Annotated in this window: 22 protein-coding genes; 5 read left to right on the top strand and 17 right to left on the bottom strand. The window is 25.5% G+C overall.

Annotation, left to right across the window (positions count from 1 at the left end; translation table 11 throughout):
* Positions 1-23 precede the first annotated feature (23 nt).
* The 6 genes from cphA to BGI42_RS02110 form a co-directional block, all read right to left on the bottom strand.
* The gene (gene cphA / locus BGI42_RS02135) at positions 24-2,642 is read right to left on the bottom strand and encodes a cyanophycin synthetase (RefSeq protein WP_069678740.1); all 2,619 of its coding nucleotides are present in this window, start codon (positions 2,640-2,642) and stop codon (positions 24-26) included.
* The gene (locus BGI42_RS02130) at positions 2,614-3,459 is read right to left on the bottom strand and encodes a cyanophycinase (RefSeq protein WP_069678739.1); all 846 of its coding nucleotides are present in this window, start codon (positions 3,457-3,459) and stop codon (positions 2,614-2,616) included. Before BGI42_RS02130 ends, cphA begins: the two co-directional genes overlap by 29 nt.
* Before the next feature lie 127 nt (positions 3,460-3,586).
* Positions 3,587-5,149 carry a DUF3794 and LysM peptidoglycan-binding domain-containing protein gene (locus BGI42_RS02125; protein ID WP_069678738.1) on the bottom strand — a complete coding sequence of 521 codons (1,563 nt, stop codon included), beginning with the start codon at positions 5,147-5,149 and terminating at the stop codon, positions 3,587-3,589.
* A 411-nt stretch (positions 5,150-5,560) separates the two neighbouring features.
* Positions 5,561-5,803 (bottom strand): Veg family protein, encoded by a 243-nt coding sequence (locus BGI42_RS02120; protein ID WP_069678737.1) that lies wholly within the window; start codon positions 5,801-5,803, stop codon positions 5,561-5,563.
* 188 nt (positions 5,804-5,991) lie between these two features.
* Complete coding sequence (gene yabG / locus BGI42_RS02115) at positions 5,992-6,855, bottom strand: sporulation peptidase YabG (RefSeq protein ID WP_069678736.1); 864 nt, start codon at positions 6,853-6,855, stop codon at positions 5,992-5,994.
* Between the two features lie 417 nt (positions 6,856-7,272).
* The gene (locus BGI42_RS02110) at positions 7,273-8,274 is read right to left on the bottom strand and encodes a CotS family spore coat protein (protein ID WP_069678735.1); all 1,002 of its coding nucleotides are present in this window, start codon (positions 8,272-8,274) and stop codon (positions 7,273-7,275) included.
* Positions 8,275-8,383: 109 nt separating this feature from the next.
* On the opposite strand from BGI42_RS02110, the gene BGI42_RS02105 reads away from it, so the two are divergent.
* On the top strand, positions 8,384-9,526 hold the full coding sequence (locus BGI42_RS02105; RefSeq protein ID WP_069678734.1) for a glycosyltransferase family 4 protein: 1,143 nt from the start codon (positions 8,384-8,386) through the stop codon (positions 9,524-9,526).
* 187 nt (positions 9,527-9,713) lie between these two features.
* Here BGI42_RS02105 and BGI42_RS02100 read toward each other — a convergent pair whose 3' ends face one another.
* The 3 genes from BGI42_RS02100 to BGI42_RS02090 all read right to left on the bottom strand — a co-directional run bounded on the left by BGI42_RS02100 (position 9,714) and on the right by BGI42_RS02090 (position 12,609).
* Positions 9,714-10,757: a CotS family spore coat protein gene (locus BGI42_RS02100; RefSeq protein ID WP_069678733.1), complete on the bottom strand. Its 1,044-nt coding sequence runs from the start codon at positions 10,755-10,757 to the stop codon at positions 9,714-9,716.
* 90 nt (positions 10,758-10,847) lie between these two features.
* Entirely contained in the window at positions 10,848-11,618 is a 771-nt protein-coding gene (locus tag BGI42_RS02095) for a spore coat protein (RefSeq protein ID WP_069678732.1), read from the bottom strand.
* On the bottom strand, positions 11,593-12,609 hold the full coding sequence (locus BGI42_RS02090) for a CotS family spore coat protein (protein ID WP_069678731.1): 1,017 nt from the start codon (positions 12,607-12,609) through the stop codon (positions 11,593-11,595). Before BGI42_RS02090 ends, BGI42_RS02095 begins: the two co-directional genes overlap by 26 nt.
* 146 nt (positions 12,610-12,755) lie before the next feature.
* On the opposite strand from BGI42_RS02090, the gene BGI42_RS02085 reads away from it, so the two are divergent.
* Positions 12,756-13,877, top strand: a complete 1,122-nt coding sequence (locus BGI42_RS02085; protein ID WP_069678730.1) for a glycosyltransferase family 4 protein — start codon at positions 12,756-12,758, stop codon at positions 13,875-13,877.
* Positions 13,878-13,879: 2 nt separating this feature from the next.
* Here the strand turns inward: BGI42_RS02085 and BGI42_RS02080 are convergent, their stop codons facing one another.
* From BGI42_RS02080 to tsaD, 5 genes are all read right to left on the bottom strand, one after another.
* Positions 13,880-15,016 (bottom strand): extracellular solute-binding protein, encoded by a 1,137-nt coding sequence (locus tag BGI42_RS02080; protein ID WP_069678729.1) that lies wholly within the window; start codon positions 15,014-15,016, stop codon positions 13,880-13,882.
* Between the two features lie 218 nt (positions 15,017-15,234).
* Entirely contained in the window at positions 15,235-15,642 is a 408-nt protein-coding gene (locus tag BGI42_RS02075) for a carboxypeptidase-like regulatory domain-containing protein (protein ID WP_069678728.1), read from the bottom strand.
* A gap of 340 nt (positions 15,643-15,982) precedes the next feature.
* Positions 15,983-17,164, bottom strand: a complete 1,182-nt coding sequence (locus BGI42_RS02070) for a S1C family serine protease (RefSeq protein ID WP_069678727.1) — start codon at positions 17,162-17,164, stop codon at positions 15,983-15,985.
* A gap of 162 nt (positions 17,165-17,326) precedes the next feature.
* The gene (locus BGI42_RS02065; protein ID WP_069678726.1) at positions 17,327-18,331 is read right to left on the bottom strand and encodes an alpha/beta fold hydrolase; all 1,005 of its coding nucleotides are present in this window, start codon (positions 18,329-18,331) and stop codon (positions 17,327-17,329) included.
* A gap of 2 nt (positions 18,332-18,333) precedes the next feature.
* Positions 18,334-19,353 carry a tRNA (adenosine(37)-N6)-threonylcarbamoyltransferase complex transferase subunit TsaD gene (gene tsaD, locus BGI42_RS02060; protein ID WP_069678725.1) on the bottom strand — a complete coding sequence of 340 codons (1,020 nt, stop codon included), beginning with the start codon at positions 19,351-19,353 and terminating at the stop codon, positions 18,334-18,336.
* A 439-nt stretch (positions 19,354-19,792) separates the two neighbouring features.
* On the opposite strand from tsaD, the gene BGI42_RS02055 reads away from it, so the two are divergent.
* Both BGI42_RS02055 and BGI42_RS02050 read left to right on the top strand, forming a co-directional pair.
* Positions 19,793-20,434 carry a RusA family crossover junction endodeoxyribonuclease gene (locus BGI42_RS02055; protein WP_069678724.1) on the top strand — a complete coding sequence of 214 codons (642 nt, stop codon included), beginning with the start codon at positions 19,793-19,795 and terminating at the stop codon, positions 20,432-20,434.
* A 15-nt stretch (positions 20,435-20,449) separates the two neighbouring features.
* Positions 20,450-21,013 (top strand): GDSL-type esterase/lipase family protein, encoded by a 564-nt coding sequence (locus BGI42_RS02050; protein ID WP_069678723.1) that lies wholly within the window; start codon positions 20,450-20,452, stop codon positions 21,011-21,013.
* Here BGI42_RS02050 and BGI42_RS02045 read toward each other — a convergent pair.
* Positions 20,997-21,953: an NAD(P)/FAD-dependent oxidoreductase gene (locus BGI42_RS02045; RefSeq protein ID WP_069678722.1), complete on the bottom strand. Its 957-nt coding sequence runs from the start codon at positions 21,951-21,953 to the stop codon at positions 20,997-20,999. The genes BGI42_RS02050 and BGI42_RS02045 overlap by 17 nt on opposite strands.
* 191 nt (positions 21,954-22,144) lie before the next feature.
* Between BGI42_RS02045 and BGI42_RS02040 the strand changes: the two genes are divergently transcribed.
* Positions 22,145-23,995 carry an LTA synthase family protein gene (locus BGI42_RS02040; protein ID WP_069678721.1) on the top strand — a complete coding sequence of 617 codons (1,851 nt, stop codon included), beginning with the start codon at positions 22,145-22,147 and terminating at the stop codon, positions 23,993-23,995.
* Between the two features lie 124 nt (positions 23,996-24,119).
* Here BGI42_RS02040 and BGI42_RS02035 read toward each other — a convergent pair whose 3' ends face one another.
* Both BGI42_RS02035 and BGI42_RS02030 read right to left on the bottom strand, forming a co-directional pair.
* A complete protein-coding gene (locus tag BGI42_RS02035) occupies positions 24,120-25,463 on the bottom strand; it encodes a TldD/PmbA family protein (protein WP_069678720.1) in 1,344 nt (447 codons plus the stop codon).
* Between the two features lie 3 nt (positions 25,464-25,466).
* On the bottom strand, positions 25,467-26,849 hold the full coding sequence (locus tag BGI42_RS02030) for a TldD/PmbA family protein (protein WP_069678719.1): 1,383 nt from the start codon (positions 26,847-26,849) through the stop codon (positions 25,467-25,469).
* Positions 26,850-26,898: the final 49 nt, after the last annotated feature.

Raw genomic sequence — 26,898 nt, 5'->3', positions numbered from 1 at the left:
GTCTAACTAAGATAAAATATTTTTTACAAATTAGACAACCTTAAATTTAAAGAGTTACTTGTTTTTTTATTATTAATAAATTCTACTATTGATTCTAAATCTTCAAAAAATACAATAATAGTATCTCCTTTTTTACTCAAGCTTAATGCTTTTTCTAAAGCCTTTATTTCATCTAAACAAATATTTAATTTAGCATTTTTATTTTTTCTTAATATTCCATCTTTTATTAATGATGCAATTTCTCCCTTGTTCCTTCCTCTTCTATCCTTATCTTCTTTTATTATTATTTTATCCAATATATTAGAACATATTTCTCCTATTTTTATTGCTATATCATCACATCTATCACCTGGTATTCCTACTACACCAATCAAATCATTTTCACCATTAATTTTAGATAATGATGATAACACTGCATTATATCCTTCTATATTATGTCCATAGTCTAATATTATTTTTCTACCATCTACTTCATAAATATTAAATCTTCCTTTATTTCTATCTAAATTAAAGCTCATTATCCCTTTTGAAATCATACAATAGTCTACATTTAAGCCTACTAACGCACCACATGCAGCCATTATATTTTCTAAGTTATATTTTAATAAACCATTATAAGAAAGAGGTACATCTTTTATAGAGCATATTGAATATCTTTTATGATTATTTTCAACAATAATATTGTCATCTTCAATAAATACAGATATTCCACCTTCATTTATATTTTTTTGTATTAATTCATTATTAGCATACTTAGAAAAAAATATTTTGTTAACCTTAATTCTATTAACTATTGATTTACTCCATTTATCATCAGCATTTAATATAGTAAATCCATTTTCTTTTACAGCTTCTCCTACTAATGATTTAACAAAACTCAATTCTTCCATAGAATTAATTCCATCTAACCCCAAATGATCATTGGTTATATTTGTTATCACAGCTACATCTGCTATATCATAAGCTAATCCTTTTCTAATTAACCCGCCTCTAGCTGTTTCTAAAACAGCTACATCTACATCTCTATTTAAAAGTATAGTTTTAGCACTATTAAAGCCAGAGTCATCTCCTTTATGAATACATTTATTATTAACATATATTCCATCTGTGGATGTCATTCCTACACTATAGCCCATTTGACTTAATACATGATTTATTAATCTAGTAGTTGTTGTTTTTCCATTAGTACCAGTTACAGAAATTATAGGTATATTTTTAGGCTTTTCTCCATACATCATCTTTAATATAGACTTACCAACATTTCTTTCTATTCCTTTAGATGGAAAATGATGCATCCTTATTCCTGGAGCTGCATTAACTTCCATAACAACTCCATTTGTTTTTTTCATATCTTCTGATATATCCTTTGTGCATAAATCTATGCCACATATATCAAGACCTAACGCTTTAGCTGCATTTACACAATAATCTATATTTTCTTCACAAATCTTATCAGTATAATCAATAGCTATACCCCCTGTAGAAATATTAGCATTCTCTCTCAAAAATACTTTCTCTCCACTTTTAGGAACATAACTAAGCTTAAGTTTATTTTTATTTATATATGAGATTAATTGTTCATCTATTTTTATTTTAGTCAAAGGTTTTTCATGGTCATCTCCTCTCAAAGGATCAGTATTTATATCTTCTATTAATTCTTTTAAAGTTTCTTTTCCATTTCCAACTACAAAAGGAGGAATCCTTAATGAAACTGCTACAACTTTATAATCAACTATGCAAACCCTATAGTCATTACCTTCAATATACTCTTCAATTAATATATCTTTAAATTTATCTTTTAATTTATCGTATGATTTAATTAATTCATTTTCATTTTTAATGTTTAAATATATTCCTTTTCCTTTACTACCATATTGAGGTTTTAGAACTACTGGATATCCAATATTCTCAGCTAATCTTAATAAATTAATTATATTATAGACTTTCCCACCTAATGCCACAGGAATATTTTGATTTTCTAATAATTGTTTTGTCAAAAACTTATCACAGGAAATATCTACCGCAACACAACTTGTTTTTTCAGATATTGTAGCCTCTATTATTTTCCCTTGTTTTCCATAACCAATTTGATAAAAGCCACTATCTCCGAGCTTAGTTATAGGCATATTATATTCTCTTGCAGCTTTACAAATAGCATTCGTACTAGGTCCTATCTCTTCTAAATTTAGTACTTCATTTATTGCATTTATTCTATCCACAAAATTTATTGGAGATTGTGATATAAGAGAATTTATTAAATCAATGGCTAATCTAAAGCACTCCATAGCAGTTTTAGCATATTCATATTGAAATATTATATAATACCTATCTCCTTGTATTTCTCTTGCTTTTCCATAAGCTACATCTATACCTAATTTATTTTGTAAAGCAATTGTTATATGTTCACATATGTGTGCTAGATATGTTCCTTCTTTTAATCTTGTAACAAATCCACCCTCTTCATCTATTCCACACCTATGTATGTATAATTCTGGTAAAATTTTTAATAAATTAAAATTAAAATTAGGTATATCTTTACTTGGAGTTTCACAATATCCTTCTAAGTCCACATCTATTCTTATACATTTTTTATGCGAATATATATTTTTACCTTCATATATCCTTTCCTGTACTACTTTCATTACTTAATTTATCCTCCTCAAAAGGTATCTTTTTTCTAAGATCAAATTTTTTACTACTAGTCAAAATATGTAATTTAACATTATACATGCTTAAAATATCTTCACCATAAAGTTCCGATACATTTGTATATGTAATTTCACTTCCATCTATAAAATATACAGCACCTTCACCTATAACTTCGACTTTCCCTTCTTGATTAACTATTATTGCTGTATTTTCATCTATTCCTATACCTAATACTTCAGGATTCTCTGCAATACCAGTTAATAGTCTTCCAATTCTTCCTCTTTGAGCAAAATGTTGATCAATTATAACATCTTTTATAAGACCTAAACCGGGAGCCATTTTTAGAGTACATTTTCTCGGAGATTGTTCATCAGATCCATCAACTATCATTGTGTCACTCATAACTGATGCTCCAGCTGATGTTCCCACAATAAATATTCCTTTTGCACATGCTTCTTTTAAAGCTGAATATATAGGACTTCCCCCAATCAGACTTGTTATTCTTAATTGGTCCCCACCTGTAAAAAATATTAAAGAAGCATTTTTTATAAGTTCTACATTTTCTTCATCAAAAGAATCTATCCTTTCGTTGATATCTAATACTCTTATATTTTTAACTTTTAATTCTCCAAAAGCTTTCTTATATTTATTAGCTGCCTCTTTAGGATATTCAGTTGCAATAGTTGCAATTAATAACATATCACTGTTTTTATCTATTGAGGCACATACTCTTTTTAAAATTTCTTTCTTCCCTTCTTTGTCTTCTCCTCCTCCAATTATTATTAAATTTCCATTTAAATTTTCATTCAAGCTCTATCACCTCGTATCATGTGCATTAGATATTGTTTCCATGAAAAAAATAATTATTCAAAAATAATATAAAAAAGCTTCATTATGCTTGATAATGAAGCTTTTTTATATTGAATAATATTATTTTTTAAAATATGGCTCTTCCAGGTATTATTAATTTTCTACCACATTCTATATCATCTTGATCTTCTATATTATTTATTTTTATTAAATCATTTACTGTAGTATTGTACTTTTTAGCAAGATCCCATAATGTATCCTCTTCCCCTACAACATATATAGTTACACTAGATTTCTTCTCCGGCATTTCACCTTCTTGTTCTGCAACATCACATATAAACTGTTTTTTAACTTCATAACATACTTTAGCACATAATATTGCAGAACATTTTATTGCTATAGTATTAGCCTCTATTGTTGCTTCTAAATTTTCAATATTACATTTTATTATTGCCTTCATACCATTTTCAGCACCTTGCATATCCATTATTGTATTAAATGGAATATCTGATTTTACATTTGCTAAGTACTTATCAGAATCATTTGTCTTATACAATACATCTACTTTTAATACACCTTCTATAATAATTTTATCATTTTCAACCTGTTTATCAGATATTAATAATGTTCCAGTACAAGATATTATTTCTTCTGGTATTAAATTATTTTCATTTAGTGGTATATTATCTTTGATAACTATTTCTGTATTACCAGTTCCTTGAATAGCTCCTAACTCATATTCTTCTTTTTTTAATTCTATTGGAAAATTAGGACAATATGCGTCTTTTATTACGTCTACATTTTCTCTTGAAAATACTTTCACATTTGCTTTTACTATAAATTCATTATTTATTATTCTAACTTCTCCCAGATCATCTTCTTCTAACATTAAATCATTATTTTGAATATTATAAGATACAGAATACATCATATCTGGATTAACACCTTTTACTTCTTCTTCTTTTGATAAATAGACATCATCTTCAATACATATTATTTCTTTAGATTCATCACCTTTGTACAGTATATTTAATTTACAATAACAGCTTAAATAAATCTTATCTTCTAATATTTTTATCTCTTTCTTGTGAAGCCATAAAGAACAATTTAAAATTTTACTTATTTGAGGTTTGTCCATTCCGACTCTAATATTAGATTTTCCAACTAACTCAATTTCTTCGTTTGCACTAATTCTGTTAATTTTTTCAGTTTTTTTCAAAACTTCTATATCATCTGTTCCTTCTATATCCTTAACAAATTCAACTTCGCTACTTTTATACATCTCCCAATATAATTCAAATGCACCCTGAATAGATATTTTTCTTTCATTCATTATAGCAGCTTCAATATGTTCCACTTTACATTCTATTTCACAAACTATTCTATGTTCTTCTTGGTTCAAATCAATATTGCTACTGAATTTTTCCATATAATTAACAGAATTTACAACCATCCCTTCTTCTCTAGCTAAATATAATACTGTATATTCAACTTTTCCTTCTACAACAATTTTATCACCAACAAATTCCTTACTAATTATTACTGGTCTAGCTTCAACTGTTAATATTTTTTCAACATCTGGATGAGTATCTGGAATTAAATATTCTTCTTTTAGAACACAATCTGTATTACTTTCTTTTATTAATTGCTCAAAGCCTATACTTTCTTTTATTGCATCTATTTGTGACATAACATATCCCTCCTATAGAATTTCTATTACTATTTATATAATTATTCTGTAGGTTTTATGAATAAATGTTTTATTTTTTATCAAATTATATTTTCCAATTAATTTCAGATTAATTAATTTATTTGTCGTAAAAAATTTTTTTATGTTTTTTATCGATAAATATGTTGACATATATTATATTTTGTCGTAATATTGTAAGTGGTTATTGACCATATAACCTCTCATAAATTCTCAATACCCTTTTATACCATAGTTGAAAGATGGAAACCCACCATCTTTCTTTTTTTATATTAAGAAATATTTTTATTAATTTCACATGCAATTATATGTAAATTTTATTTTTATATATAATTTCACTTTTTATAGATTCTGTAATTTTAGAATCAAAAAAAACTTCGATTTAATCGAAGTTTATATTGATTGCGGAAATACCAATTGTACAGTCTTTGTTAATACATCAGAGTAACTATATGTCACGGTTCTTGGGGTGTCAGTTTTTAATTTTATTACAAATATGCTATCATATACACTGTCAATTACTCCATCATTAACTAGAATCTTTTTTCTTCCTCCATTAGCTCTTAAGGTTACTTTATCACCTACGTGCTTTTCTATGTCTTTTTTTATTGAGGAAATTGTTTTTATTTTTTCCATTTAAACACCCTCTTTCTAATTCAAAATTATACACTTAAAAGAGGTTTTTGTCAAGTGAAATTTATATTTTATCACTTAAATATAGGTTTTGTCAATATAAATATATCGAATTCTACCTTAAAATTTTCTCCTCTTAGTCTTATTATTTAAGATTAAGTCTTATTTTATTCATTTCTTATAAATTATTTCTAAATAAATGGCGATTTAGGATATCCTTCTCTATATTTTCCTCTTGTTTGTAATCCTCCAACCCCCTTTATTCCTGTTATTGTATTTTCTATAACATCTTTTATTGATACTATTTCATCTATTCTCGTATATGCTATTTTTTCGCAAACAAAAACTGGATCCAAACAATGAATTAAAACTCTACTAGGGGATGATGCAAAATTAGCCCCTGCATCAAGCATACACTCATAACAACTTTGACATGCACCAGCAAATATAACTAATTCATCATAGCTAGAATTATAATTTCTTAATGCTCTTATAGATTCTAAATAATACTTAGAATTTCTATAATTGTCTAAATCTAAATAATTTCTTGAATCTTTCAAAACACCGTCATGACCTGTTAAAACTACTATATCTGGCTTTATTTCTTTTACTAAATCAACTATACGTTCTGGTTGCTTACTCTCTGAAATACATTTTCCAATTGCATCTAATGATAATTGCTTGTAAACTTTTAAGCATGTTTCCATATACTCACTGTCTCCATCTACATGAAGTATCTTTCCTGGTCTTCCAAACATTAATTCATTATCATGTTTTATTTTCGGTGCTCTGCTAGTTTTTTTTCTAAAGTCTTGTCTTACGGATAGAGCTTTTTTTATTGCATCATTTACTCTAGTATTTAAAATCTTATCCTTTGAAGCCACAAATTTATCATTAACTTCTTCTAAATCTTCTTCTAAAGAATCAGCTATAATTCTTATGCTAATTCCTTTTAAAATATAAACATTTTTACCATTCTCGTTCTTAATATCAATTATTTTAAATGTAACATCTTTATCATAAGACTTTCTTACTACTATATCTCCTATATCCATTTTTTTCTCCTAAATATATTAGTATACTTCATATTATGATATTAAAATTAAAAGTTTCTTAATATACAAATAACAAAGTGACCAACCAACGCTTTTTTAGTTTAGAGTTGATAATTAAAAATTAAAAGTTTGGGTTGAAAGTCTTAATACCTTCTTAAAATATATATTTTAAAATTCTATATTATAATTTTAATATTAACTATAAACTGTCCATTTTCAATTCTCAACTAATATTTAGAATCATGGTGTGGCATATTATTATTTTTTATTCTTTAAGAGTACTTATAATATCTTTAAAATACAGTATTTTATAATGTATCCATAAATCTTCCAACGATATAATTTTCTAAAAAAGTAAAATAAGTCCTATTAATACAAAAACATTATATTAATAGGACCACTTCCTAATCATATTCATTACTCAATATTATATTCTTTTTTAAATTCAATTAAGAATGATAAAAATTTGTCTTTTTCATCTATTATTGAGCTTAACTTATTAGTAAATGTATTTTGACCCCAATTAACCTCATTATAATAATATCTATTAGCTAGTCTCCAATACCTTTGTGGAAATTGTAGATATGCATATAGAACTTTGTATTCATCATCTCTAAGCTTAGATACTGAATTGTAAGATTCAATAATTGCTTTAGCAAAATCCATATTCCAATCTACTCTTTTTAGAACCTTTGTCATAAAGTTACTTATATCAAATGTTCTAACTTCTCTTTTACAATAATCAAAATCTATTACATGAGGTTTTTCATTCTTGTCTATAATAATATTGTGATAAGTAAAATCGTGATGACAGAATGTCTTTTCTTGTTCTGCAATCATACATAACTCATAATAGTTTGATTCATTTAATACTTCTAATGCTTGTTTACCTAATTCTCTATAAAATTCTACTGATTTTAAATATATCATATCAAAATCATTTTTTATATTCTTCTTTCTTATAATGTCTTTCATCTTGTAAAAAGATTTTGTTCTTTTTTCCATCAAATGAGGCCATCTTCCTAAATCACTCTTTAATTTTGAATTTTCCGGTGGGTCATATCCTTTAGATGCTTCATGCATATATGCAAGAGTCTTTGCAGCTAATTTCACCTCATCAATATTCCTAAAATCACACTCTCTACCTTCTAACCATTCTGACAACGTATATAAATCCTCATTTACTAATGCATATGGTTCACCATTAGTGTTTAAATAATATCTATCTAAAGTACTAAAACCATTCTTTATCAAATGCTCTTTTGCACCATATACAAATAATAATTTTTGGGGTCCATAATTTATTCTCTTTAAACATCTTTCTCCATTATTAGTTTTAAGATAGTAAACACCTTTATTAGCTTTTATTATTTCTATCTTAATATCAAACTGTCTTTCTATTTCAAATTCCCTCATCATATTGCTCACCTCCTTTATAATTTATATGTGCACATTACTTGTTTTATTAACATTTTTTATATTCTTTTAATATAATAAATTAATATAAATTGTTTGAAAGGACTAGATAATGCGAATAGGAATAGATGGTAGAGCTGCAAAATGGTATAGAGGTACTGGTATTGGAACATATACCCACGAATTAATTAGAAGCTTAAATAATATTGATAATAACAATGATTATTTAATTTTTATGCCTAAATGTGATTCTTTAAATAATTTTAAAAATAACTTTTCCATACAAAATGTGGAATCTAGTGATGATTATGATAATTTTTGGGATGAAATTAAGGTTCCTAATATCTTAAATAATTCAGATATGGAAATTTATCATGTACCTCAAAATGGAATTGGTATTTCTAAAAATATTAATTGTAAAAAAGTAATTACACTTCATGATATTATTCCATTAAGAATGCCTGAAACTGTAAGTGATAGATATCTAAGAATTTTTAATGATGAATTACCTAGTATATTAGATAATTGTGAAGGTATAATTACTGTCTCCGAATTTTCGAAAAACGATATAGCATCTGAATTTAATTTTCCTAAAGAAAATATATATGTTACTCCTCTTGCTGCAGAAGAAATTTATAAACCATTAAGTAAATGTAATTGTAAAAAAATTATTAACGAAAAATACGGAATTAATGATGATTTTATTCTTTATGTAGGCGGATTTAGTCCAAGAAAAAACATATTAGGATTAATTGATGCTTATTCTAAACTTCCTTATAGTACAATTGAAAAAACAAAACTTATTATTGTAGGTAAAAAAGGTAAATCATATCAAATTTATAAAGACCGTGCCGAAAAACTAGGAGTTTCATCTAATGTAATATTTACTGGTTTCATTCCTCTTGAAGATATGCCTATATTTTATAATGCAACTGAAGTTTTAGTTTATCCATCATTCTATGAAGGATTTGGACTCCCTCCATTAGAATGTATGGCATGTGGTACCCCTGTAATAGTATCTAATGTTACGTCACTTCCAGAAGTATGTTATGAATCTGCGTTACTAATAGATCCTTACAATATTGATCAACTATCCTATGATATTAAACGAGTATTAGAGAGTAGTGTTTTAAAATTAACTATGGTTAATAAAAGTTTAAAACGAAGTTCTAAATTCTCATGGAATAAAACTGCTTATGGAACTATAAATGCCTATAACTCAATATTAAGTGAAAATAAAACTTTAGTAAAATAAATTGGCATATCCAATAAATATTGATATTGTAATTGAGCTAATGTAATATTTATTTTTTAATTCATATTACATAAAAACTTTTTTACAATATCAATGTTATTTTTAAACATAATGCCTAAAAAGCTGCTTCAAACACTTTTGAAGCAGCTTTTAGCTATCCATAATCCCAATATTATTCTTGTGTATATTAACACTCTGTTAATATATAATTTTTATATTCTTGCATGAAGTCTCTTCTAAATTGTTCATTATTTAATTTAGATTTAAATCTATTTAAATAAACATTATAATCCCATTTTTTCCTTTTATAATAATAATCTCTTGATATACTATAAAAATCCCTTGGAAAATATAATAATATATAAAGCAACTCTTTTTCTTCCTTCATTAGAGGTAAAACTTTTTCATAAGAATTTAATGCCATTAACATCTTATCAATATCAAATGCAGAATTTTTTATAGCTTTTAATATAAAATTGGCTATATCTATTATTCTTAAATCTATAGTCAAAAAATCAAAATCTATTATACTTACGTTTTCTTTTTTTATTAAAAAATTATGATATGCTAAATCATTATGACATAAGCATATAGTTTCCCTATCTTTTCTTAAATCTAAATATTTACTTTTTGAAAGTAAATCTTGAACTTTTGTAATATCTTGTAAATATTTATTCACATTACTAATAAATAAATCATCGAATTCATTTTTATATTTATATTCATTAACTAAATCTTTTAGAAAAGCTAACTGGTCATATGCCTTTTTAAATTTTTTATCTAGTGATTCATCTAAAAAATCTTTATTTAATTTTTTTATTAATTCTTCCCTAATTCCCTTAGATGCCTTGTGCATTAATGCTATATTTTTAGCACATAATTTTATTTCTAATGGATTTGTAAAACATGCTTCTCTACCATCTAATAAATCCATTACAACATAAGTTTTGCCTTTCCATTTCTTATATATTGAATTATTGTTAAATTTAGTATAGCTTATTACATTATTGTACTTATCTTTTATATAATTCAACGATTCATCAATTAGCTTTAGTTTTTTTTCATCACAGTCTACTTTTTTTAAAATTTTATTTCCATCATCTGTATATATCATAAATACATTTCTAACTGGACTTATATCGTTTATGTTAATTCCTAATTCATTAAAAAATTCTAAACTTAAATCATAATCGCATAGAGAATTTCTCTCAGCATATCTAATTTTATTCATTTACATCCTCCCCTCATAAAGAAACAATGCAATTATTGTATCTTCTAGCATTATTATTTAAATGCTAAAATTCATATTCCTAAAGTATTATTAAATTAATATCTTAGTTTCATAATTCATACTATTTTTAAACTGTTTTGAAAATTCTTCATATGTTTTTAATTTTTTATTATTTTTATATTTTTCCCATACTTTTAAAGTGTCCTTTGGAAAACTACATAAAGCCTTTAAATAATTTATACTATACTTAGATAGATGTGATTCATATGCAAAAACTTTTATCAGTTCTTCCTCATCTATATAATTATTTCTTCTTTTTATTTTCTTTATATATTTATATAAATCTTCTTCTACAAGATTATACGATAGATATTTTAAAGTACCTATTTGAATATTTTTATCAAGCTTCAAATTTGATCCATCACATCTTCCAATACATAATTCTTCTCTATTCATACTTCTTTCTATAATTCCAAAATAATTATGAGAATATATATAATCTATTACATGTTTAGCTTGATCTAATAATATTTTACCATCTGAAATAATTAATTTTTCAAAATCATTTTCTATTCCTAAATTCATCATATTATTATATTGCTTTTGCAATTTTCTTATTTGAACTTTATAATTTTCTATTTCTTTTCCTATTGTACTTTTAATTCTAACTAGGGATTCATTATTATAACCTAATAAAATTTTGTGGAGATTAACCATTATTTTAACTTGTTCTGCAGCCTTCTTAGTTGTTATCTTTTTGTCATAATCAAAATACTTTCCTACAATATCTACTCCCTTATTATTTAAATAAGATATTATATCTAATTCTTCTATTTTAATCTCCTCCCTTAAAGTAATCATCTATAAAAGCTTCTCTTTCATAACAATCATCTAAGTACTTATTTAGTTTATTTATAAAAAACTCCAATCCCCAATCTTGTTGTTCCCAATATACTTGTATTCCTAATTGCCAAAAACATTGAGGAAATCTAATAAATTCTCTTATTAATGGAATTTCTTCTTTTTTTAATTCCATAATATCTTCATAATTCTTTAATATTAAATCCGCCTTTTTATTTTCCCATTTTCCATATTTCATACTTCGTATAAGTAATGAAGCTAAATCATGTAAATGAGAATCTAAAATACAATAATCAAAGTCAATTATATTAATTTCATTATTATTATCAATTAAAATATTATGATTTGCATAATCATGATGACAAAATCCTGATTTAAAAATTTCAGCCTCCATCATTTCAATATAATTATTGTGTTTTAAACCATTAATGCTTTCTTTAGCTCTATTAAGTTCCCTTTCTATGTTGTTTAAATAAAGTAAATCAAACTCTGATTTATGAGCTTTCTGGCTTATTCTATTCTTAAAATCTAATATTTCATTAGATCTTGTTTCAAATACTTTTTCCCAAGAAAACCATCCTATTCTAGGTTGCATTTTATCATTTATCATAAAATTTTTACTACATTCATGTAACTCTGCTAATTTATTAGATACCCTAGCTAATTCTAATGGATTATCATAGTTACTTACCCTTGACGGAACCCATGGCGTTAAATACGCATAACCTCCATCTAAGTTAATATAATCTTCACCATTTATAGTTTTAATAAATTCAGGAATCTTACTAAATTTATTTCTTTGTAGATGTTTAATTGCAGACATAATAAAATAGAAGTGTTTAAAATTATATCTTATTAATTTCATAGAATAACCTTTATTTTTACTTATTATTCTATAGCTATTTTTAACTTTCTCTAACCTATCAACTTCTATTTCATAATTTTCTTCAATATAATTCTTTATTTTTAATATACTATTATTGTCTTTCATAAAATTCCCCAAAAATATTATTCTTTTTATTCTATGTTATTTAATAATTTATTGTGATTTTAGATATATAGAATAAATTATTTTACATTCACAAAAATCTAATCAATTTAATATGCTAGTTATATATGTATATTAAGAGGTGTTTTATGGAAATTGCTATAGATGCTCGTAGTTCTACATTACATCAAGGTACTGGTATAGGTACTTATACTAACAATGTTATATCTAATATGTTATCTTTAAATTCTAAAGATAACTTTACTTTATTTTGCTCTGGAAAATTTAATAAGAACTTCATTAATGATAATACAAATATTATATATTCTTCTGGAAAGCATTCAGGTTTTTATGAAAAATATTATATTCCAAATATATTAAAAGAAAAGAAAGTTGATCTTTATCATATTCCACAGAACGGAATTGGTCTAGAATACTCTAATTCTTATAAAAAAGTAGTTACTATACATGATTTAATTCCTTATGTAATGCCTGAAACAGTAGGTAAGGGATATTTAGAACGTTTTCTTAGAGATATGCCTAGAATCATATTTAACTCAGATGGTATACTTACAGTATCCGAGTATTCAAAAAAAGATATTTTAAAATTTTTTAATGGTTATCCTGAAGATAAAATATTTGTTACTCCACTTGCTGCTAACTCTAAATTTAAAATCTTAAATAAAAAAAGATGTAAAAATTATCTTAAATCCAAATTTAACATAAATAGCGAATTTGCTTTATATATAGGTGGATTTAGTTCAAGAAAAAATGTTTTTGGACTAATTAAAGCTTATATGGAAATTTATAAAGATTTAAAAAATCAATGTAAACTAGTTTTAGTAGGTGGATTAAAAGATGAAGGTGAAAAATTGTTAAATTTTGTGAAAAACAATAATTTGGAAGATAATATTATTTTTCCCGGATATGTAAGTGATAATTTATTACCTATATTCTATAATGCATGTGAAGTATTTGTATATCCTTCCTTTTATGAAGGTTTTGGTTTACCTCCATTAGAAGCTATGAGTTGTGGTGCTCCTGTGATTTCATCTAATATTTCATCTATCCCAGAAGTAACGTCAACTGATGCTGTACTTATAAATCCTTATGATGAAGATTCATTAAAAAATTCATTAATTAAAGTTCTTAACAATGACAATTTAAAAGCTGATTTATCTAAGAGAGGATATAACAGAAGCCTCCAATTTACTTGGAGGCAAACAGCTAAAAAAACACTAGATGCTTATAAGAAAATTTTACAATCTTAAAATCAATTAAAAAATTTATTTTTTATATTAATATATTTACTATATTCTTTTATAATTGGGGCCTTCTCTTCTATATTGCTCATTACAACGAGAGGGCTTTTTCCATTAAAATTTTTAATTTGTTCTTCTATTTTTACATTTTTATAAGTATAAAGAAAACTAGAAAAAAACTTACCTTTTTGAATAAAATCAATTGAATTTTTTGTATTTGCTATTAAGTATGTTACAAATCTTTCTGTTAATTCATCATTTTCTTGTCCTTCTCCTAATACTATTAGATTATCTCCTTCTTCACAATAAAATCTATTAGATCCTAAACCTATACTAGGTGGATTTATTACAGTCCATTCACATTTTACATCTAGTGCCTTAAGTTCTCTCATTGCATCAATAGATGAAATTCTAGCTATAAATTTTTCACCTTCATCTAAATTTAATATATTATTACTCTTAAACATATCTATTTTTTCTTTAACTTGTTTTTGTATCTGTTCTTCTGTCCTATCTTCATCCAAATATTGCATAATAAGTAAACTTACTAAGTCTTCATAATCACTACCTGTAGCATTTAAAATGTGTACAGTTCCATTACTTTTATTATATATATCAATACCTAATTTTACGAAATCAGACCAAGTATTAATATCATCACTACTATATCCATATTGACTTAACATATCATTTCTTATATATAATGCTATTGGTTTAGAAGTTAATGGAACACCTATTGATTTATCTTCTAACTTAACTTGATTTAATCTTGATTTAGAGAAATTTTTAGAATATGTATCTAAAATTTTTCTCATATCTTTATATTTAATATCATTATTTTTATTTAAATTATCAAATTCTAATCTATTTAATAATAATATATCACTTGCTTTATATTCATCATTCTTATCTTTATTAACTACTTCATTATAATCATCAATAATCTTTACTTTTATATGTGCCTTATTATTGTATTCCATAAATTTTTCACTATAATATTTTAAATATTCATAAGAATCTTCTTTCACAAAAACATTTATATCTCCCTTAACTTTTGGTGTATTATCATCTTGAATATAAATTATACACGATATTATAATTACTATAGTAACAAGAAAAGTTAAGCAATATTTAAGTATCTTTTTCATTATCTACACCTCAAGTATTTAACTTTATTTTTTTGTATTTAGTTTCATATTCCAAATAAATTAATGCAAAAGTTATTGCTAATATTCCACAAAATAATTTTATAAAAATATATACATTCAATATAAGTATAACATAAAAAGCCTCCTTTTTATAAAGGAGACTTTTTATAAACAAAACTCAACTATATAATTCTATTTTCTAGAGTTATAATTATTTTTTATCTATGAGGCTTTCCTCCACAATAAATTAGATCTTCATCTGAATCAGGACTTGTTTCATCTGCTGATATACAACTGCCCTCATAACAATCAACATCTAATGGTGCATATCTAATTGAAACATTATCTTTATATACTTTTAACATATACCTTTTACCCGGACATAAAGGTCCAAGTAAAAATTGGCCATATTTATCAGTGAAAGTATGAGTTAATGGAACTGGAGTTTTTCCTCTACAACCAGTGATTTGTAATAATTTAACCACTGCATCAGGTACAGCAGCTCCATTTTCATCTATTACTGTTCCATAAATGCAACTTCTTCTGTCTTTTGACAATCTAATTACCGCATCAATTTGTTCATTTTCTCTAGGACAAATAGAACATACACTTATTCTTCCGCTCATTATTTTTACCTCCAAAAGTTTATTTATGATATAAAATATGAATTAAACTTCTATTTTGTGAATCTTTTATAAATGATTTACTACTTAAATAAATCCATAAAAAATATCTAAGGCAACTGTGGAACCGTAGATTTTTTTATACATCTGCCTTTTTAAACGTATGTGAGGAAAATCTAGCAAGCTAATATATTTTCTTTTTTATTCTTTATGTATGTTTGTAAAATCTTTAAAATACAGTATTTTTGAAGTTATCCATAGGTTTTTTAGTAATATATTTTCCTTTAAAAAACAAAAAATACCATGTTTAATTAGATAGTTAAACATGGTATTTTTCAATAAATTAATGAGGTTTTTCTTCTAAAGTGATTTCTAAATCAACATTCTTTCCGTCTCTTACAACTTGAACCTTCACTTTATCTCCAGCTTCTTTTCCTGATTTTAATTCTTTTAGTTCATTAAATTTTGTAATGCTCTTACCATCAAATTTAATTATTACATCTCCAACTTTTACTCCTGCTTTTTCTGCTGGTGAAAATTCCTCAACTCCAGCAACATATATTCCTTCTTGTAAATCATATCTTTTTGCAAGTTTACTATCAATTTCTCTTACTTGTATTCCTAAAGTTAATATAGGCTTAGATAAAGACTCTATCTTATCTTTTACTTCATTTATTGGAATAGCAAATCCCATTCCTTCAACGCTAGTTCCACTTAATTGAGTACCTATCTTCATTGAATTTATTCCTATAACTTGACCTTTAGAATTTACTAATGGTCCTCCACTATTCCCTGGATTTATAGCTGCATCTGTTTGTATAAGATTAACACTAGTTCCATTTTGAGTTGAAACATTTCTATTTACAGCACTTATAATACCTTGTGTAAGAGTCTGAGCAAATTCTTTTGAAAGTGGTGTTCCAATTGCTATAACTTGATCTCCAGGTAGTAGTGCCTCAGAATCACCAAGTTCAGCAACAGCAGGAACCTTAGTTCCATCTTCAACTTTAATCATAGCTAAATCTTTTGTCTCATCATAATTTACTACTTTTGCATTAACTTCTTTTCCATCGCTTAAAGTAACTTTAACTTCATTTGCTCCTTGTATAACATGATAATTAGTTAAGATGTATCCATCTTCATTTATAATAAATCCAGATCCTATTCCTTCAACCTCTTGTGGAAAAAATCCTAAATTTGATAATCCTTTTGTAGATACAATTACAACTGCTGGTGCTACTTTATTAAATGCCTCTGTTGTAGATAAAGTCCCTGATGATGTTTGTTGTGTAAATACTGAAGGTGTGTAATTTTTATATTGCACAGTAGTCATATTATCTTTGACTAAAAAATAAGTTATTCCACTTCCAAAAAGTCCCCCTATTAATGCTAATAATAATGATCCTGCTACTCTTTTAATTATTTTTTTTCGTCTTTTCTTACGTTCATTTTTTTCTGAAAAATTATCATCTGTATATTTAATTTCATTTTCATGTACATCTATAAAATCTTCTTTATTATCCATTATAAATTCCTCCTAATTTTTTCATTTATCTTATATTCTTAGTATAAAATTTTTTTGTGTCAAAAAAATGTCAATAAATAATAATATGGAATATAACATATACTACTATATATTAATATTCCATATTTTTTCATTTATTATTTAATTATTTTACCATTAATTTTACGAATTAATTTTTTCTAGTCTTTTGGCTTTTTTTAATATATTATTAACTCCATCTATAATACTTTCTTGATCATGTAATGCATATGGAGTACTTAATATTGAAGATTTATATACTGTTAATAGTGAATTTTCTGGTATATTCTCTATTTCAGACGTAATTTCATTACTTATTAAATATGTTGGTACAGTTTCTATTATTTTATTAATATCAGTTTTAAAATCTTTTTTATATAAATTTCCTATTTCATCATATATCGCTTTAGTATAATTTTTCTTATTTTTATGTATATTAATTTCCTCTTGTGCTCCTTTTGGTAAATCTTCTATATCAGTTTCACTTTTTAATATTCCTAATTTATCACACAATTCTGTTATATAAAAATAACTTCCTAAATATCTTAGCTTTGATTTATAATACTGCCATTTTATTGAATCTGAATATTCTTTACTATTTACTAAATCATAGGACAATGGATTTATTAATACAAGTCCACCTACTAATTCTGGATATTTTTCAGCAAAACTCATAGAAATTAAACTACCATATTCTTCACTTACAAATATATACGGCTCATTAGCACCAGACTTTTTTAATAAATTCTTTAAATCCTCTGCTTGTTCTTCTGGACTTCTTCTTTCCCCGGAATCACTAAATCCATATCCTTCTCTATTATATACAAATGTTTTAACGTCATAATCGCGCTCTAATTTCTTGCAAACTTCATCCCATTCATATATATTACTTCCAATTCCTCCATCAAAAACTACTGTATGTGATCCTGTTCCTTTTATCTTGTACTCTAACTTTCTAGTTTCTATCCTTACATATTTTAAATTTGCTTTTAACGTTTCATTAGCAATAAAATTGCTCATGGATTGTACTAAAAATCCAATTATAAGAAAAACTATAATAATAATTACTGATTTTCTTAAAAAATCTAATAAATTAAATTTAGGTGGTTTAATCCTTTGAAATCCATTAGAGTGAGGCAATAAATTCATACTTAACGTTCTCCCAACTTTAAATTAGGTTTTGCATTTATATCTAATGGAGAAATATAATTCTTTTCATAATTAAAATATGCTGCACTTCCTATCATAGCTGCATTATCTGTACATAATACTGGTTCTGGAAATAAAATTTCAATTTTTCTTAATGCACCTTCTTTTTTTAGAGTCTCTCTTAAACAAGAATTAGAAGCAACTCCACCTGCTACAGCTATTTTATTAACCTTTTTCTTTTTACAAGTTAAAAATACATTGTCTTTTAAAACATTTATAACGGCTTTTTGAAATGATGCTGCTACATCAGCTCTATTAACTTCAACGCCCTTCATCTTAGCTTTATTTAAATAATTTAACACTGCAGATTTTACTCCACTGAATGAAAAATCTAATGTATCTTCATGAAACTTAGCCCTTGGAAAATTAATTGCATCCGGATTACCCTCTTTAGCTAATTTATCAATTTTAGGACCACCAGGATATCCAAGACCTAAAGCTCTTGCTACTTTATCATAAGCTTCACCAACAGCATCATCTCTTGTTTTACCAATTACTTCAAAATCACAATAATCATTAACAGAAACTATAAAAGTATGTCCTCCAGATACAACTAAAGATATAAATGGTGGCTTTAACTCTTTATATTGTATAAAATTAGCACATATATGACCTTCTATATGATTTACACCAACTAATGGCTTTTTAGATGAAAATGCTAATCCTTTCGCATATTGAAGTCCAACTAAAAGTGCACCTATTAAGCCAGGTCCATAAGTAACTCCTATAGCATCAATATCATCTAAAGAAACCCCTGCATCATCTAAAGCTTTTTTTACTACATAATCTATTATTTCAATATGCATTCTAGATGCAACTTCTGGTACTACACCACCAAATTTTTTATGAGTATCTATTTGTGTAGATATAACATTCGATAAAACTTCTCTTCCATCAACAACAACTGCTGCTGAAGTTTCATCACAACTTGATTCTATTGCTAAAATTAATTTTTTATCCATAATTAAATACCTCTTTTATTTAATTCAATTACTAAATCCATATCTATTAATTATATTTTTTATTAATGCTTATTTATACATAAACATATTAAATTCATTAATTATATTTATAAATACTAAAATATATAAACATCATAAAAAATCATGTTAAAATACAGATTACCACAAATATTATACTGTATATAACATATATTATCAATTTTTGATTATACATATGAAAATAAATAACAAGTCAAAGATGCAATGGATATTTTGTGAAATACAATGACTTTAGTTATGCTATTAGTAGATTCCAAGGAATAATTAGTTCACAAAATAAACTAAACTATTGATTAATTATTAATCTGAATATGCCTTATTACATAAGTTACTATTTATACTATATATTTTTATGTAGTATAATAATATTTTAATAAGATTTATAAATAAGGAGTTTTATATGACAACTTACGCTAAAATAATAGTTAACGGATCACCAATAACAAAATCAAATTTTAAATTACATAATATTAATGGACGTGCTATTTTACCTAGTAATTCTGGTAAATATCATGATAGATATGCTTTATATGAACAAGAAATTGCACTTATAGCTAGAAATCAAAATCCTGATATTGTCTTAGAAGAAAGTTTAATTGCTATACTTAAAGTTTACTATAAAAGTGAAAAGCGCCATCCTGATACAATTAATATAACTAAAAGTATATTTGATGGAATCGAGAAGAGTGGGCTTATAATAAATGATGCTCAGATTACTAGAATAATTGTTGAAGAATATTATGATAAACAAAATCCTAGATTCGAATTAGAACTGTTTGGAGAAAGTGAGTATGAGATTAACTATTCTATAAATAAAAAATCTATTATAGATAATCCTAAATTATATTTTCCAATAAAAAAAAATATATTAAAACGTGATTCTGATAAAAATATAGATAAAAATATTAATTCTAATAAAAATACAGTTACAAACAAAAATATATGTGCAATTTGTAATAATGAAATAAAAACAAAAGATTATATGACAGCAGATGGTGGAAAAACTTTAATATGCAAAAAATGTTTTAATAAATTATTTTAAAGGTAGGTTTGTTTTATGGATAAACATGTAGATATTATATTTTTAGGTGATAGTTTAACATTTGGATATGGTGTTCATAAAAAAGATTCTTGGGTTTATAAAATTCAAAATACTATAAGCTTAACATCATTAAATAAAGGTTGTAATGGTGATACAAGTACAGGTATGCTTACAAGATATTATGAAGATGTAATAAAGTATACTCCTAATAAAATATTTATTATGTGTGGTAGCAATGATTTACTTTTAGGACGAACTGTAAAATCAATAATTAAAAATATAGAACTAATGATTAAAGAAGCTTTAGAAATTAACTCTAAAATTATACTTGGTATTCCACCTTCAATTATAGGCGATATGGCAAGTAAATTATTTTCGTACTCTCCATTTTATAACTATTCAGAAAAAAATTTACCTATACTAAGAGAGGAAATAATTAATTTATCAATTAACTATAATCTCTCTTATATAGATTTCTATTCAATTATTTTAAATAACAATGATATATATTTAGATGGAATACATCTTAATTCTTTAGGCAATGATATTATGTATAAAAATGCTATATCTTATTTTTAATATAATTTGCTGCTTTTATTCCACAATTAAGACCATCTTTTTCTTCCATTATAAGTGCTAATTTTCCATATATTAAATTACCACATGCAAAAACGCCTACTTTAGATGTTTCAAATTCTTTTGTTTCTGGGATTAATGTATTTTTATTAATATCTATCTTTAAATTTTTAGCAAGTTTATTTTCTGGTCTAAATCCAACGGATAAAATTAAAGAATCACATTCTATTTTTGAAGTTATATCTTCCTTCAAATTAAGTACTTTGATTTTATTTACTCTACTATCACCATAAATCTCTACAACTCTAGAATTTTCTAAAATTTCTATAGAAAATCCATCTATCAAGCTTTCAATTTCTTTATCTATCAAATCTTTAATCTCATCTTCAATTATTACTGCTTCTACACTTCCACCTTCAATTATTATACGCCTTGCAACTAAAAATCCCCATTTATTTTTAGCAATTATTACTGTTTTTTTCCCTGGAAGATACCCCTCTAAATTGATTAATCTATGTACTGATCCTAAAGTAAATATTCCTGTTAATCCATGAGTTGGTACTATAACACTTCCAGTATAAACTTCTCTTGCTCCAGTTGCTAAAATTATAGCTTTAGCTTTAATCTCTTTACTACCCTCTATTGAATTAACATAAGTTATTTCATTATCATCTGTTATATCAATAACATTTGTTTTAAGTTTAATATCTACATTAAATTTTTTTAGTTTTTCTTCAATAAAGTTTACATATTCAGGTCCTGTTACTTTTTCACCTAAAAAATTTTCACCAAATGCATTATGTATACATTGATTTAATATTCCACCTAAACTATGTTCTCTTTCAAATATTAATATTTTTTTTATTCCATTCTTCACTGCTCCTAAAGCAGCAGTCATGCCTGCTATGCCTCCACCAATTACAGCTAAATCATATTCTAACATTATAATTCCTCCAAATATATATCGCATATTATAGCTTTATTAAATTATTAGACTCTTTTATTATATCATGTTTAATTTTATATGGGTTGTTTGATTCATGTATTTATGTATAATATAATATGTTAACTATTTGATAACAATTACTATGTTAGTTTATAATTTTATATTAATTTCTATAGCGAGGTGAATTTATGCATTCTTACAAAAATAAAATTACTAATTTATTTAATAAAAACAGAATGAATCAATGGATACTATTTATATTCCCTTTAATTACTATATTTCTTAAATGTATATTTTTTCAAGGATTTATTACAAATAGTAACCCATATAACTTTAATTTTAATGCTGGTTATGACTATGCTAGACCTTTTTTAAATTATTATCTAGCTTTTATTTTAATATTCATAAGTTTTTCCCTTTTATTTAAAGGTAAATCAAGAATAATATATCTTTTTGTAATAAATATTTTATTAACTGTTGTTATCATATTAGATGTTTGTTATTTTAGAGGATTTTTAACAGTTCCTTCTGTTCTTATTACTATGCAAACAGCAAATTTAGATAATTTATCTGGCGCCATATATTCTATGTTTAGTGCTTTCGATTTTATTTTTATAATAGATTTCTTTTTATTAGGAATTTATGTTTATCTTACTAGAAAATACATATATAAAATAAATAAAAGAGCAATAAAAACTTTCCTTATAACTTTTATTGCGCCAATATTATTTATAGCTTATATTCCTTTTAATATACATATTTTAAATAATAAAGATGTTAAAAATGCTTATTTATATGATAATTACGATCCAACAAATACAGCTAGATACTTTTCACCAATAGGATATCATGTATTTGATTTATATACAGTTTATCGTGATTCAAAACCATATAAATTTACAATTGAAGATGAGAATAAATTGAATAAATTATTCCAAATAAAAAATGAAAACTTACCTAATAATGATTACTTTGGTATATCTAAAGGTAAAAATCTCATTTATATTCAAGTAGAATCTTTAGAAAATTTCGTTATAAATAAAAGTATTAATGGAAAAGAAATTACTCCTGTTTTAAATGATTTAACATCTAAAGGATTTTATTTTCCTAATATATTTGAACAAGTTAATGAAGGGACAAGTTCTGATTGTGATTTAATGGTTAATACATCCATGTTTCCACTAAGAAGAGGTAGTACTTTCTTTAGATATCCAAATACAGCTTATAACTCTTTGCCTAATATTTTAGAGAAAGATGGTTATAGCAGTATTGCTATTCATCCTGATAAAGGATCATTTTGGAATTATTCTGCTGGACTTAAATCAATAGGATTTGATAAATTTAATGATTATTATTCATTTAATGCTGATGAAATCATTGGCATGGGAATAAGCGATGGAAGCTATTTTAAACAAGTTGTTCCAATGCTAAAAGAACAATCTAAACCATTCTATGCTTTAACAGTAACTTTAACAAGTCACGGTCCATTTGACATACCAAAAGAATACAGGGAATTAAATCTTGATCCTGAATTAGATGAAAATGAATTAGGTGGATATTTTGAAAGTTTACATTATACAGATGCTCAAATAGGTAATTTCTTAAAATTATTAGATAGTGAAGGTTTATTAGACAATAGTATTATTGCTATTATGGGTGATCATACAGGTGTTCATAAATATTATAATGATAGTATTGAAAATTTATCTAATAAAGAAGATTGGTACTTAGATACTGGTAATCCTGTTGTTCCACTTGTAGTTTATGATACATCTATAAAGAATGGACAAACATTTGATTTATATGGTGGACAAATTGATGTTATGCCAACTTTACTTTATATGCTTGGTATTGATAAAAAAGAATATGAAAATACTGTTTTAGGAAGAAATCTTTTAAATACAAAAAAATCATTTGCTATCTTAACTAATGGTACAATTAGAGATAAAGATACTCTTTCTAATGAAGAAAAAAAAGTCTATAAAAATATTCTTGATCTATCAGATAAAATGATAAGAGCTAATTATTTTAAAAAATAATATTTTATATAATTAGTATATCTTTAGTAAAGTATTAATATATGAATAAGGCACATTTAAATAAAAATAGAAGGACTAATTTAATCCTTCTATTTTTATATCTATTTAATAATTCTGATTAAAATTATTTTCCTGCTATTGATAATTCTTTTACAACAACACATGGTGATCCTACACTACTCATAGGGAACTTTAAATCATTTCCTATTTGTTCAATATCTTTAATCAATGTAAAAAAGTTTCCTGCTACTGTAATTTGCTCTATTGGAAATGTCTTTTTACCATTTTCAATCATAAATCCTTTAGCTGCTAAAGAAAAATCTCCTGTAACAGCATTAGCTCCTGAATGAAGACCTGCAAATTCAGTTATTATTACTCCATTATTAACTTCTTTACATATTTCCTTAAAACTTCTATCACCTGGTTTTATATAAAAATTTGTTGCACTTACGCCAACTATAGATGCATAAGATGATTTAAAACCATTTCCTGTAGACTTAACATTTGCTTTATGTGCTGTTTTTAAATTATATAATAATGTATTTAATTTTCCATTAGTTATAACTTCTTTTTTATAAGTTGCAACACCTTCATCATCAAATGCTGTTGTTCCAAGACCATCTTTACGATGTGGATCATCTATTAAAGTCAACTTATCTGAAGCTATAATTTCTCCTTCTTTACCTTTTAATAAAGATAATCCTTTTTGTGCTTGTTCGGAATTAAAAATTCCTGAAAAAGTTCCAAGTAATGATACCATAGCCTCATTATTTATAACTACTTTATACTTTCCTGACTTTATACTTTTTCCACCAACTCTAGAAAGTGCTTCTTCTAGACCATCCTTAGCTAATTTTTCAGGATTAATATCTGCTTCTCCTTTTGCAATAACATATCCCATTCCATCATATTTTTCATTATTATCTTCAATTATTGGTGCTACATAAGCTGTTAAATGATTCCTTGAAGTAGATAAATTTAATCCTTTTGAATTTAATATTCCATATCTAGATTTTCCATATCCTATTCCACATCCACCAAAATTAACAACTTTATTGCATTGTTTTTTACATTCACTTTCCATTTCTAGAGCTAATTTAATAAGTTTATCAGGTTTTATATTATCTAATTCATATTTATAACAATTTATATCTTTATATTGACTATCACCTTCATAAATAAATTGAACATCATCATTTTCTATAACTAATGCTGCACTTTTAGCATTTTCTATAAGAGTATCTATTGAATTCTCATCTAATATTTCAGTATACGAATATCCCATTTTACCATTTATTTTCCCTCTAAATGATAATCCAAATGAGTTATTTAATTTATACTTTTCAACATCGCCTTCATATACATTTATACTTAGGCTTTCAACATCAGAATAATATATTTCACATTCTTCAAATCCTGCTTTTTTAGCTTCACTCATTAGTGTTTCTTTAAATAAATTAAATTCCATATATTATCTCCCCCCAACTGTCATTTTCTTAACTCTAATCATAGGTTGACCAACATTAGTTGGAATACTTCCAGATGATGAACCACAAATCCCTTGAGCTAATTCTAAATTATTTCCTACCATATCAATATTCATAAGAACTTCACTACCTTTTCCTATAAGGCTAGCACCCCTTACTGGTTCTTTGATAATACCATTCTTAACTAAATATCCTTCTTGTACAGCAAAATTAAATTCTCCAGTTACAGGGTTAACAGAACCTCCCCCTAATTTTTTAGCATATAATCCATCTGAAATAGATTTAATTATATCTTCTGGATTATCATTTCCATTTGCTATATAAGTATTAGTCATTCTTGAAGTAGGTTGATATTTATAGCTTTGTCTTCTAGAACTACCAGTTGGATTCATATTCATTCTTCTACCATTTAATTTATCAATCATATATCCTTTTAATATACCATCTTCAATTAAAATATTCTTTTGAGTCTTATTACCTTCATCATCTATATTAAGTGATCCCCAAGCATTAGGTATTGTTCCATCATCTATAGCTGTTACTTTAGTAGATGCTATTTGCTCACCTAATTTATTTGCAAAAACTGAATTTCCTTTAGCAACAGAACTTGCTTCTAAAGCATGACCACATGCTTCATGGAATATAACTCCTCCAAAACCATTATCTATTGCAACAGTCATATTTCCTGCTGGACAATTCTTAGCATGAAGCATTGTATGTGCTATTCTAGCAGCTTCTCTTCCATGATATTCAGGATCTATACTTTCAAACATTTCAATTCCCATATGTCTTCCTGGACCTTCAAATCCTGTTTGATTTTCTGTACCTTTAGAAGCAATAGCATTTATTCCAAGTCTTGTTCTAATTCTCTTATCTTCTATATATAGTCCATCACTATTAGCTATTAAAATATTTTGTTCTTTATCACCATAACTTGTTATAACTTGTGAAATATCATTACTATAATTTTTAGCACTATTATATGCCAACTTTAAAATATCTATCTTTTTATTATAATTTACATCTTTTGGATAATAAATTATAGGATGAATTGTTTCAATCTTCTTTTTATTAACTATAATATTATTTTCTTTTTGTGTTGCTTCACCTAAAGCTAATGCTGCTCTATAGGCTGTTTCCAATAAAGAATCTAAACTATTATTATTTGTATATGCATATACACTTTTTAATCCTTTAAAAATTCTAATTCCAATTCCATAATTTCTTCCACCAATAGCATCTTCTACTTTTCCATCTATTAATGATATAGAATTACTTATAGAATCATCTTCAAAAATCTCTGCAAAATCTCCCCCTGTTATTAGACATTTTGCTAGTACCTGAGATACAATGCTTTTCTCTAACATATAAATCCTCCCTTATACTTACCTTACTTTTATATAAAAAATCTCTTAT

Source organism: Clostridium taeniosporum (assembly GCF_001735765.2).
Lineage (GTDB): Bacteria > Bacillota > Clostridia > Clostridiales > Clostridiaceae > Clostridium > Clostridium taeniosporum.
This window is presented reverse-complemented; position numbering and strand designations above follow the sequence as displayed.

Excerpts from the sequence above, each read along its gene's own strand:
- cphA (WP_069678740.1), bottom strand. The coding sequence starts at position 2,642 with ATGAAAGTAGTACAGGAAAGGATATATGAAGGTAAAAATATATATTCG.
- BGI42_RS02125 (WP_069678738.1), bottom strand. The coding sequence starts at position 5,149 with ATGTCACAAATAGATGCAATAAAAGAAAGTATAGGCTTTGAGCAATTA.
- BGI42_RS02120 (WP_069678737.1), bottom strand. The coding sequence starts at position 5,803 with ATGGAAAAAATAAAAACAATTTCCTCAATAAAAAAAGACATAGAAAAG.
- yabG (WP_069678736.1), bottom strand. The coding sequence starts at position 6,855 with ATGGATATAGGAGATATAGTAGTAAGAAAGTCTTATGATAAAGATGTT.
- BGI42_RS02110 (WP_069678735.1), bottom strand. The coding sequence starts at position 8,274 with ATGATGAGGGAATTTGAAATAGAAAGACAGTTTGATATTAAGATAGAA.
- BGI42_RS02105 (WP_069678734.1), top strand. The coding sequence starts at position 8,384 with ATGCGAATAGGAATAGATGGTAGAGCTGCAAAATGGTATAGAGGTACT.
- BGI42_RS02100 (WP_069678733.1), bottom strand. The coding sequence starts at position 10,757 with ATGAATAAAATTAGATATGCTGAGAGAAATTCTCTATGCGATTATGAT.
- BGI42_RS02095 (WP_069678732.1), bottom strand. The coding sequence starts at position 11,618 with ATGATTACTTTAAGGGAGGAGATTAAAATAGAAGAATTAGATATAATA.
- BGI42_RS02090 (WP_069678731.1), bottom strand. The coding sequence starts at position 12,609 with ATGAAAGACAATAATAGTATATTAAAAATAAAGAATTATATTGAAGAA.
- BGI42_RS02085 (WP_069678730.1), top strand. The coding sequence starts at position 12,756 with ATGGAAATTGCTATAGATGCTCGTAGTTCTACATTACATCAAGGTACT.
- BGI42_RS02080 (WP_069678729.1), bottom strand. The coding sequence starts at position 15,016 with ATGAAAAAGATACTTAAATATTGCTTAACTTTTCTTGTTACTATAGTA.
- BGI42_RS02075 (WP_069678728.1), bottom strand. The coding sequence starts at position 15,642 with ATGAGCGGAAGAATAAGTGTATGTTCTATTTGTCCTAGAGAAAATGAA.
- BGI42_RS02070 (WP_069678727.1), bottom strand. The coding sequence starts at position 17,164 with ATGGATAATAAAGAAGATTTTATAGATGTACATGAAAATGAAATTAAA.
- BGI42_RS02065 (WP_069678726.1), bottom strand. The coding sequence starts at position 18,331 with ATGAATTTATTGCCTCACTCTAATGGATTTCAAAGGATTAAACCACCT.
- tsaD (WP_069678725.1), bottom strand. The coding sequence starts at position 19,353 with ATGGATAAAAAATTAATTTTAGCAATAGAATCAAGTTGTGATGAAACT.
- BGI42_RS02055 (WP_069678724.1), top strand. The coding sequence starts at position 19,793 with ATGACAACTTACGCTAAAATAATAGTTAACGGATCACCAATAACAAAA.
- BGI42_RS02050 (WP_069678723.1), top strand. The coding sequence starts at position 20,450 with ATGGATAAACATGTAGATATTATATTTTTAGGTGATAGTTTAACATTT.
- BGI42_RS02045 (WP_069678722.1), bottom strand. The coding sequence starts at position 21,953 with ATGTTAGAATATGATTTAGCTGTAATTGGTGGAGGCATAGCAGGCATG.
- BGI42_RS02040 (WP_069678721.1), top strand. The coding sequence starts at position 22,145 with ATGCATTCTTACAAAAATAAAATTACTAATTTATTTAATAAAAACAGA.
- BGI42_RS02035 (WP_069678720.1), bottom strand. The coding sequence starts at position 25,463 with ATGGAATTTAATTTATTTAAAGAAACACTAATGAGTGAAGCTAAAAAA.
- BGI42_RS02030 (WP_069678719.1), bottom strand. The coding sequence starts at position 26,849 with ATGTTAGAGAAAAGCATTGTATCTCAGGTACTAGCAAAATGTCTAATA.